This window comes from Rothia sp. L_38 (genome assembly GCF_050689125.1).
Taxonomy (GTDB): domain Bacteria; phylum Actinomycetota; class Actinomycetes; order Actinomycetales; family Micrococcaceae; genus Rothia.
In genome coordinates, this window is sequence record NZ_JBOEQD010000018.1 from 23178 (window position 1) to 32771 (window position 9594).

Here is a 9594-nt window from a genome sequence, read left to right on the forward strand (position 1 = left end):
ACCATGAAAGAGCGCATCGTCCTGGCCTACTCAGGCGGTCTAGATACCTCAGTTGCCATCGGCTGGATCGGCGAAGCAACCGGCGCAGAAGTTATTGCCGTTGCCGTTGACGTAGGGCAGGGCGGCGAGGATCTTGAGACTATCCGCCAGCGCGCCCTCGACTGCGGTGCCGTTGAAGCCTATGTGGCGGATGCCCGCGATGAATTCGCCAATGAGTACTGCATGCCGGCTCTCAAGGCCAATGCCCTCTACATGGACGCCTACCCCCTGGTATCGGCTGTGTCCCGCCCCGTCATCACCAAGCACCTGGTAGCAGCAGCCAAGCAGTTCGGCGCCACCACCGTTGCCCACGGCTGCACCGGCAAGGGCAATGACCAGGTCCGCTTTGAGGTCGGCATCCAGACCCTGGGCCCCGAGCTCAAGTGCATCGCTCCCGTGCGCGACCTGGCCCTGACCCGTGAGAAGGCCATCGACTACGCAGAGAAGAACAACCTGCCGATCGTCACCACCAAGAAGAACCCCTTCTCCATCGACCAGAACGTCTGGGGCCGCGCTGTTGAGACCGGCTTCCTCGAAGACATCTGGAACGGCCCCACCAAGGACGTCTACGACTACACCGACGACCCCACCTTCGCTCCTACCCCCGATACCGTCGTCATCTCCTTCAAGGAAGGCATCCCCGTTGCTATCGACGGCCAGGCAGTTACCCCGCTTGAAGCTATCGAGATTATGAACCGCCGCGCAGGTGCCCAGGGCATCGGCCGCATCGACATCGTTGAAGACCGCCTGGTCGGCATTAAGTCCCGCGAAATCTACGAGGCTCCCGGCGCTATGGCTCTCATGGCTGCCCATAAGGAACTCGAAAACGTCACCATCGAGCGCGAGCAGGCCCGCTTCAAGAAGATCGTTGGCCAGCGCTGGACCGAACTGGTCTACGATGGTCAGTGGTTCTCACCGCTGAAGAAGTCCCTGGATGCCTTCATCAACGACACCCAGAAGATGGTCAACGGCGATATCCGCATGGACCTGCACGGTGGCCGCGCCGTTGTTACCGGCCGTAAGTCAGAGACCTCCCTCTACGACTTCAACCTGGCCACCTACGATGAGGGCGACACCTTCGATCAGTCCATGGCCCGCGGCTTCATTGAGCTGTTCGGCATGTCCTCCAAGGTCGCTTCAGCCCGCGACCAGCGCCTGGGTCTCTAAACCTCACCCAGCCCGTGCCGCCCAACCCCGTGCGTCCTTACCCCACGAGAAGGTAAGGACGCCGGCGGGCGGCTTTTGCCTTACCCCGCACGATTTTCCCAACCCCGCAAAGGTAAAACTATGTCAGCTGAAAAGCACGGTACCAACGATGGCGCTCTCTGGGGCGGACGCTTCGCAGGCGGCCCCTCTGAGGCTCTTGCCGCCCTGTCGAAGTCAACCCAGTTTGACTGGCGTCTAGCGCCCTACGATATTGCAGGCTCCCGCGCCCACGCCCGTGTGCTGGCTAAGGCCGGTCTGCTCACCGACGATGAGCTCACCGGCATGATTGCAGCCCTTGACCAGCTTGAAGCCGACGTCCGTTCTGGCGCCTACACTCCGGCGGAGTCGGATGAGGATGTGCACGGTTCCCTCGAAAAGGGCCTCATCGAACGTGCCGGTGCTGAGCTGGGCGGTAAGCTGCGTGCTGGCCGCTCCCGCAACGACCAGATTGCCACCTTGGGCCGCATGTACCTGCGCGATCACGCCTCCATCATTGCCACCGGCGTCATGGACACCATCGATGCTCTGATTGCCCAGTCCGAGGCTCACCCCTACGCCCCCATGCCCGGCCGTACCCACCTGCAGCACGCCCAGCCCGTCCTGCTCTCCCACCAGCTCCTGGCCCACGCCTGGGCCCTGTCCCGCGACCTTGACCGCCTGCTGGACTGGGACAAGCGCGCCGCCGTATCACCCTACGGCTCCGGGGCGCTCGCGGGCTCTTCCCTGGGGCTGGACCCCGAAGCTGTAGCCGCTGACCTGGGCTTCAACTCCGCAACCCATAACTCTATTGACGGCACCGCCTCCCGCGATGTCTACGCCGAGTTCGCCTGGATTGCCGCCATGATTTCGGTAGACCTCTCCCGTATCTCTGAAGAGATTATTCTCTGGGCCACCAAGGAATTCTCCTTCGTCACCCTGCACGACTCCTTCTCCACCGGCTCATCGATTATGCCGCAGAAGAAGAACCCCGATATCGCTGAACTTGCCCGTGGCAAGGCCGGTCGCCTGATCGGTGACCTCACCGGCCTGCTGGCAACCCTGAAGGCCCTGCCCCTGGCCTACAACCGCGACCTGCAGGAAGACAAGGAACCGGTCTTCGACGCCATCGACCAGCTCGAAGTTCTGTTGCCCGCTGTCTCCGGCATGATTGCCACCCTCACCTTCAACACCGACCGTCTGGCTGAGCTGGCCCCCCAGGGCTTTGCCCTGGCGACGGACGTTGCCGAGTGGCTGGTGCGCGAGGGCGTACCCTTCCGCGTAGCCCACGAACTGGCCGGTGAAGCTGTGCGCGTCTGCGAAGAAAAGGACTGCGAACTGTGGGACCTGACCGACGAGGATTACCTGGCGATCTCACCTGCCCTGCACGCGGGCGTCCGCGAAGTGCTCACCGTTGAGGGGTCTTTGAATTCCCGGAGTGCCCAGGGTGGCACCGCCCCGTCAGCTGTTGCCGCCCAGCTGGAAGCGCTCAAGAGTGAGCTAGAACCTGCGCGTGCTTTCGCGGCCCGCCCCCAGGTCATCAGCTAGGCTAAAAGCATGATTAAGCCCGTTGATTCTTCCCTGCCCCTTGATGAGCAGATCCCCGCTGCCTGCGCGCAGATTCAGGACTACCCCAAGGAAGGCATCCTCTTCTACGACGTCACCACCCTGTTCGCTAACCCGCAGGTCTTCCGGGCGTCTATGGAAGAGCTCGCCCAGCGTTTTGAGGGCCAGTTCGATATCGTAGCTGGCGTTGAAGCGCGCGGCTTTCTGATGGCTTCGGCTATCGCCTACATTGCCGGTACCGGCGTCATGACCGTGCGTAAGGCTGGTAAGCTGCCTCGCGATACCTACATGAAGGAATACTCCCTCGAATACGGTCAGGCCGCGATTGAGATTCACAAGGACGACATCCCGGCAGGTTCCCGCGTGCTGATTGTGGATGACCTTCTGGCTACCGGCGGCACCCTTGAGGCAGCCACCCACCTGATGGAAATGGCTGACCTGAAGGTCGCCGGCATCGGCGTGCTCCTGGAGCTTGAGGGCCTGGGCGGACGCGAAACCCTGGCTGGCCACCGCTTAGAGGCTCTGTCTCTGGTCGCTGAATAGAGACTGCCCCGCGCCTAGTACCCCGGTTTTCATGCAGTTACCCTGGTTTTTACTTGGGGTACATGCACAAAAACCGGGGTCTTTTGCTTTTTAGGTCTGAGATCGAATTTTTCTGAAGAAGCCCCCGGCGTTTTGGGTAAGCTGGTGGTATCACTGTTACCGCACACACATTTGAGGTTTTCATGCCTAGTAAACTCTTTGTTTCCTGCACTACTATCGCTCTGCTTGGTCTGGTTGCTTGCGGCTCTAATGCTCATCAGACTGAATCTAGCGAATCACCAACTACTGAGGTGGCTAACTCAGCAAGTGCGTCGGTTTCTCCATCTTCTGCATCCACTGTAGCTACCAGTTCAGCTAGTGCCTCTAATACCGAAACTGCTTTAGCTGAAGCATCCTCGCCTGCATCGGATGAAGCCTCTGGGAGTGTAGCTGCACCTGGTACTAACTGTGGCTTGGCAGAAGACGACGGGTACGATTTTAGTGCGCATACATACGTATTTGGAGGCCCTGTTAGCTGTAAAGAAGCTCTGGAGACCGTTCGTGGGTACTGGGCAACCCGTAAGGCGACCGGAGCTGATTGGACGCAGAGCATCAGCGTCGGGAGCTACCGTTGCGAAGGAAACGAACGGATGAGTCCAGTTACCGGTACAACGGTAAGGTGCACCGACCCAATAAGCGGTGGGTATATTCATGAACGCCTGGGCGTAGAGCCGATACCCGGCTATATCGCTGAACCTCACTCATTCTATGTTGGGCAGCAGAACTCAGATTTTTACTATGCATGGTCTGCTGATGTCATTTCAGGCCAGTTAGCGTGCGGGACGCAGTCAGGTACAGAAGTAACCTGTGAAGTTATTCAGCGTAATCCTGCAGCAACTGGGTACCTAAAGACATGGAAGGTCGTGTTTGGGGCAACCGGCAAAATAGAGATATCAGAAGGCGGAACACAGGATTCTCTAGCAGGTCTGTACAACGCCCAACCCTTAGATATCGGAACGACTCTTAACTTTATTGGTTTTTCATGTCAGCCACAGGCGGCAAACAAAATGCAGTGTGTGGGTGAGAACGGTACGGGCTTTACTATCTCACCTGACGGTGTGACCCAGCCCTAATGGCGTTTGAGCGGACGCCCGTCCTTCCCAAGCAGAGGAGGGGCGGGTGTCCGCTTCGTTCTGGAATGGGTTGTGCTGTTCTCTCGGGGCTACCCAACAGAAACCACCAGCCGTACAATTGGTTGTACAAGAAAGGCTGTGTGGAATGAAAACAATGACCTATTCAGAATCTCGGGCTCGGTACGCAGAGGTCATGGATTCTGTTATCAATGACCGCGAAGAAGTCATCATCACTAGAGTGGGGCACGACCCCGTCGTCATGCTATCGCTCGAAGACTACGAGTCCCTCAAAGAAGCCGCCTACCTCATGCGCTCTCCCAGGAACGCTCGTCGAATCTCTGACTCAATCGCGCGCCTGAAAGCTGGTCTGGGGGAAGAGCACCAGCTGATCGAAGAATAAGCCATGAAAATCGTGTGGGATGAAAACGCCTGGGAAGACTACCTCTGGTGGCAGCAGCAGGACCGCAAAGTCCTCAAACGCATTAACACTCTGATCAAAGATATTGCCCGCAACGGGCACGAGGGTATAGGCAAACCCGAGGCCCTTAAACACGACTGGTCAGGGTTCTGGTCGCGGCGGATTACAGACGAACACAGACTCATTTATGCGATAACAGATACGTCAATCTTGATTGCCGCTTGCAGATACCACTACTGATAGGCAGCGATTGAAAGTCTGGGCTCCCTGCCCCACCGAGCTGCCGCGGGCGTCCTTTCTTTTTGCTCGGGTGTACGGGTAGAATGGAGGGCTTGAATTTTCCGCGATGAAGGGTTCCCTCTTGACCGAGAACACAACCGCAACCGGTGAGCAGACTGCCGCTGAAAAAGCCTACGAGGCTCAGCTGGCAGGCGAACGAGCCTACGTGGGCAGGCTGTACGCCCGCCTCGATGAGCTCCGAGAGATTAACGAGAAAAAGCTCAAGAGCACCCGCAAGAACCAGGCTGTTGGCAGCCACCAGAACCGTTCAGAACGTGACGCCTACGCCCAGCACTATGAAGACCGCCTGGCCCAGTACAACGCTGTTGACCACCGTCTGGCTTTTGGCCGTCTTGACCTCGACGACGAGGCTATCCGCTATATCGGCCGTATCGGCCTGGCAACCGAAGACCACGAGCGCCTGCTCATTGACTGGCGCGCCCCCGAAGCGGGTACTTTTTACCAGGCCACAGCCTTCAACCGCCAGGGTGTGCGCCGCCGCCGCCACCTCATGCTTGAGCGTCGCGAGGTCACCGGCTTCGAAGATGACGTGCTCGACTCAGCCATGCTCGATGAGGGGGATGAGAACCTGCACGGCGAGGGTGCCCTGCTGGCTGCCCTCAACCGTAAGCGCACCGGCCGTATGGGCGATATCGTTGCCACTATTCAGGCAGAGCAGGACGCCATCATCCGCGCCGATCTGGCGGGCGTCCGCGTCGTGCAGGGCGGCCCCGGTACCGGTAAGACCGCTGTTGCCCTGCACCGAGCTGCCTACCTGCTCTACACCTTCCGCGAGCGTCTGAATAACGCCGGTGTACTGGTCGTTGGCCCCTCCGCCTCCTTCATGTGGTACATCGAGCGTGTTCTACCTTCGCTGGGTGAAACCGGCGTGGTTATGTCGTCTCTTGCAACCCTGTACCCGGGTATCAAGGCCGTACCCGAAACCGACCCCGCTGTTGCTAGGGTCAAGGGTGATTTACGCATGGCCGAGGTTATCAAAAAGGCAGTGGCCGACCGCCAGAAGGTACCGGCCAAGCCCGTGAAGATGTATGTGGACTCTACCGCCATCGAGATGACCCCCGGCATGGTCAAGCACGCCCGCAACACGGCGCGTTCAACCGGCAAGCCCCATAATGAGGCTCGGGAAACCTTTGTGAAGGTGCTCCTCAAAGAGCTCACCGTCCAGCTCAACGAAAAGCTGGATGCCGCCGCCGGCCACGCGGTTGACCGCCCCTACCTGGAAGATGACGTTCGCGGGTCCCTGGACGTCCGCCGGGCCATCAACCTGGCCTGGATGCCCCTGTCGCCTGAGACCCTGGTGCGCTCGCTGTTTTCCAAGCCGGAGTACCTGCACAGCACGACCGCCGGCGTCTTGACCGATACCGAACGCGACACCCTGGCCCGCGCAGCGAACCTGCCCTTTACCGAGTCCGATGTACCCCTGCTTGATGAGGCAGCTGAGCTGCTGGGTGATTTTTCTAAGGTCGCCGGTGCGGGGGCTGCTGCCCGCGCTGAGGCTGCCCACCAGGCTAACCTCGAAAATGCGCGCAAGGCTCTGGAGAACGTGGATCAGCAGCTGGCCGATATGGGTGTCGATGGTGTGGTCACCGCCGAGCAGATTGCTGAGCTCAACGAGGAACGCGGTGAGCGTATGACCGCCGCCCGTGCCGCGCAGGCCGACCGCACCTGGGCCTACGGGCACGTGGTGGTCGATGAGGCCCAGGAGCTTTCCCCCATGCAGTGGCGCCTGCTCATGCGTCGCTGCCCCATGAAGTCCTTCACGATTGTCGGCGACATTGCCCAGGCTTCATCGGCTGCTGCTTCCCAGTCCTGGGCGCAAGCTCTGGAGCCCTTCGTGGGGGAGCGTTTTACCCTGGACGAGCTGACCGTCAACTACCGCACCCCCGCCCAGATTTCGGACGCCGCCGTTGCGGTTGCCCGCGCTGCCGGCCTGGAGATTTCAGCCCCGCGCGCTGTGCGCGAGGGTAACTGGGCACCGTCCGCTTGTGTCGTGGGTGAGGACGGCCTCTACCCGGCTGTGGTGAGCACCGTCAGCGATGAGCTGGAGCAGGGCGCCGGTGGCTTGATTGGCGTGATTGTCAGTGAAGAGCGCTACCGCGAGACTGCCCTGGCAATCGCTGCCGAGCACAAGGGTAAGCTGGGTACCTCGGCCTCTGCCCTGGAGCACCAGGTACTCATCCTGACCCCGTGGGAGGCCAAGGGCCTGGAGTTCGACACCGTGATTATCGTTGAGCCCGCCGACCTGGTGCGCGCTGCTAACGGTTCAGTTGGTGACCTTTATGTTTCCATGACCCGCCCCACCCAGCGCCTTCACCTGCTGGCTTCGTGTGAGCTGCCGGCTGGTCTTATCCCTACAGAGTAGCCTTCTTCTGGTTCCTGAATGAGAGGACGCCGCTGCCTCCTTCCCTGCCGTTGAGCAGGGGAGTGGGGTGGCGGCGTCCTTATTTCTATCTCTCAATCAGAGAACACCGCAGCTGTCCGAAGCCTGCCTGGGTGGTGAACTGGTACCGTGGTAGCAGGTGGATTTGCCACTGCTTTTTGTTCATTACTAACCATGGAGTAACCGTGTCTGAAGAGACTCTTGCAGCTCAGCACAACGATGATTCCTTCGAGAATATCTGGCAGGAATTGAAGTGGCGTGGATTTGTGCACGTCAGCACCGATGAAGAAGCCCTTGAGAAGGCGCTGGCTGAAGAGACCGTGAACTTCTATATCGGTTACGACCCCACCGCAGCTTCCCTGCACCTGGGGCACCTGGTCCAGCTGCTGCTTATGCGTCGCCTGCAGCTGGCTGGCCACCGCCCCTTCGGCCTGGTCGGCGGTGCTACTGGCCTGATTGGGGATCCCCGCCAGACCTCTGAGCGTGTGCTCAACTCCCGCGATGTCGTTGAGGGCTGGGTAAGCCGTCTGCGCGGCCAGATTGAGCGTTTCTTGTCCTTTGAGGGTGAGAACGGGGCCCAGATGGTCAATAACCTGGACTGGACCAGCGAACTGTCTGCCATCGATTTCCTGCGCGAAATCGGTAAGAACTTCCGCGTGGGCACCATGATCAAGAAAGAGATTGTGGCTAAGCGCCTGAACTCTGAAGAGGGTATCTCTTACACCGAGTTCTCCTACCAGATTCTGCAGGGTAATGACTTCCTGGAACTCAACCGCCGCCACGGCGTGACCCTTCAGTGCGGTGGCTCCGATCAGTGGGGCAACCTGACTAGCGGTACCGAGCTGGTCCGCAAGGTCACCGGTAAGTCTGTCCACGCCCTGGGCACCCCGCTCATTACTAACTCTGACGGTACCAAGTTTGGTAAGTCTGAGGGCAACGCTATTTGGCTTGACCCCGAGATGTGCTCACCCTACGCCTTCTACCAGTTCTGGCTGAACACCGCTGACGCTGACGTAGCTGACCGCCTCAAGGTCTTCACCTTCAAGACCCGCGACGAGATTGCTGCCCTGCAGAAGTCTGTTGAAGAAGAGCCCTTCAAGCGCCTAGCCCAGAAGACCCTGGCCTACGAGGTGACCTCTCTGGTACACGGTGTTGAAGCTACCGAAAAGGTGATCGCTGCTTCTGAGGCTCTCTTCGGCAAGGGCGATTTTGCTGCCTTGGACGAGGCCACCCTCAAGGCCGCTACCGCTGAGCTGCCCCACGCTGTGCTTTCAACTGACCAGCTGGACATGGTGACTGTGCTGACCGAGACCGGCCTTTCTGCCTCTAAGTCCGAGGCCCGCCGCACACTTAAGGAAGGCGGTGCAGCAATCAACAACGTCAAGGTACAGGGCGAGGACGCCGCCCTCACCGATTCCGACCTGCTTCTCGGCAAGTACGCGGTAGTTCGCCGCGGCAAGAAGAACATGGCAGTTGTTGAGGTTGCCCAGTAAGTTCTTCTCTTGAGTGAGGACGCCCGCCCCACCTCTCCTCCTTACACAAGGAGAGAGTGGGGCGGGTTTTGTTATTTGCGCTTGCCAGGGCGGTAAAAGCGGATAAAAACGGAGTTGGGCCTGGGCAGGGGTCTGCGAGGCTAGAAAAGTTTTTCAAAATATTTTTGAGAAAATTTAACCCGCTGTTTACTAGGGGAAATATCTTCGTTTGGGTGGGTTTAGGTGGTGTTTTGAGGGAAAAAGAGCCCCGTTGGGGTTGCATGCTCCAAAAAACCTGCGTAAAGTATAACGAGTCGCTGAGGCACGGGGAACCGGTTGGAAGCGAAAAATAATCGAATAGTGCACCACAAGTTGAGTCGATAAAGACTCCCAGGGAAAGTTGATTGAACTGGTTTTCGGGTTTGAAGCTAAGGCTTTGAAGTAAAGAAAAGAGCTTGTGGCTATCGTCACGCTCTAACGAGTTGCGATGATGGAAAAAGTATTATAGACTGAATGAGTTGCCCAAACGGGTAACACAAAAAACTGAGAATGACCGATACGAAACACCGGCTGGTTTTACTA

8 protein-coding genes are annotated in these 9594 nt (G+C 58.9%); all 8 read left to right on the top strand.

Annotated elements, in window-relative coordinates; genetic code table 11:
* The first annotated feature begins 3 nt into the window (after positions 1–3).
* The 8 genes from ACRCJM_RS11265 to tyrS all read left to right on the top strand — a co-directional run bounded on the left by ACRCJM_RS11265 (position 4) and on the right by tyrS (position 9033).
* Positions 4–1206 carry an argininosuccinate synthase gene (locus ACRCJM_RS11265; RefSeq protein WP_135011410.1) on the top strand — a complete coding sequence of 401 codons (1203 nt, stop codon included), beginning with the start codon at positions 4–6 and terminating at the stop codon, positions 1204–1206.
* 120 nt (positions 1207–1326) lie between these two features.
* Positions 1327–2769 carry an argininosuccinate lyase gene (gene argH / locus ACRCJM_RS11270; protein WP_237205563.1) on the top strand — a complete coding sequence of 481 codons (1443 nt, stop codon included), beginning with the start codon at positions 1327–1329 and terminating at the stop codon, positions 2767–2769.
* Between the two features lie 9 nt (positions 2770–2778).
* On the top strand, positions 2779–3330 hold the full coding sequence (locus tag ACRCJM_RS11275) for an adenine phosphoribosyltransferase (protein WP_431464974.1): 552 nt from the start codon (positions 2779–2781) through the stop codon (positions 3328–3330).
* Positions 3331–3959: 629 nt separating this feature from the next.
* Positions 3960–4442: a hypothetical protein gene (locus tag ACRCJM_RS11280; protein WP_431464975.1), complete on the top strand. Its 483-nt coding sequence runs from the start codon at positions 3960–3962 to the stop codon at positions 4440–4442.
* A 154-nt stretch (positions 4443–4596) separates the two neighbouring features.
* Positions 4597–4842 carry a type II toxin-antitoxin system Phd/YefM family antitoxin gene (locus ACRCJM_RS11285; protein WP_431464976.1) on the top strand — a complete coding sequence of 82 codons (246 nt, stop codon included), beginning with the start codon at positions 4597–4599 and terminating at the stop codon, positions 4840–4842.
* Between the two features lie 3 nt (positions 4843–4845).
* Positions 4846–5100, top strand: coding sequence for a Txe/YoeB family addiction module toxin (locus tag ACRCJM_RS11290; protein WP_237186795.1), 255 nt, complete (start codon positions 4846–4848; stop codon positions 5098–5100).
* Between the two features lie 106 nt (positions 5101–5206).
* The gene (locus ACRCJM_RS11295) at positions 5207–7522 is read left to right on the top strand and encodes a HelD family protein (RefSeq protein WP_431464977.1); all 2316 of its coding nucleotides are present in this window, start codon (positions 5207–5209) and stop codon (positions 7520–7522) included.
* A 203-nt stretch (positions 7523–7725) separates the two neighbouring features.
* A complete protein-coding gene (gene tyrS, locus ACRCJM_RS11300; protein WP_431464978.1) occupies positions 7726–9033 on the top strand; it encodes a tyrosine--tRNA ligase in 1308 nt (435 codons plus the stop codon).
* Positions 9034–9594: the final 561 nt, after the last annotated feature.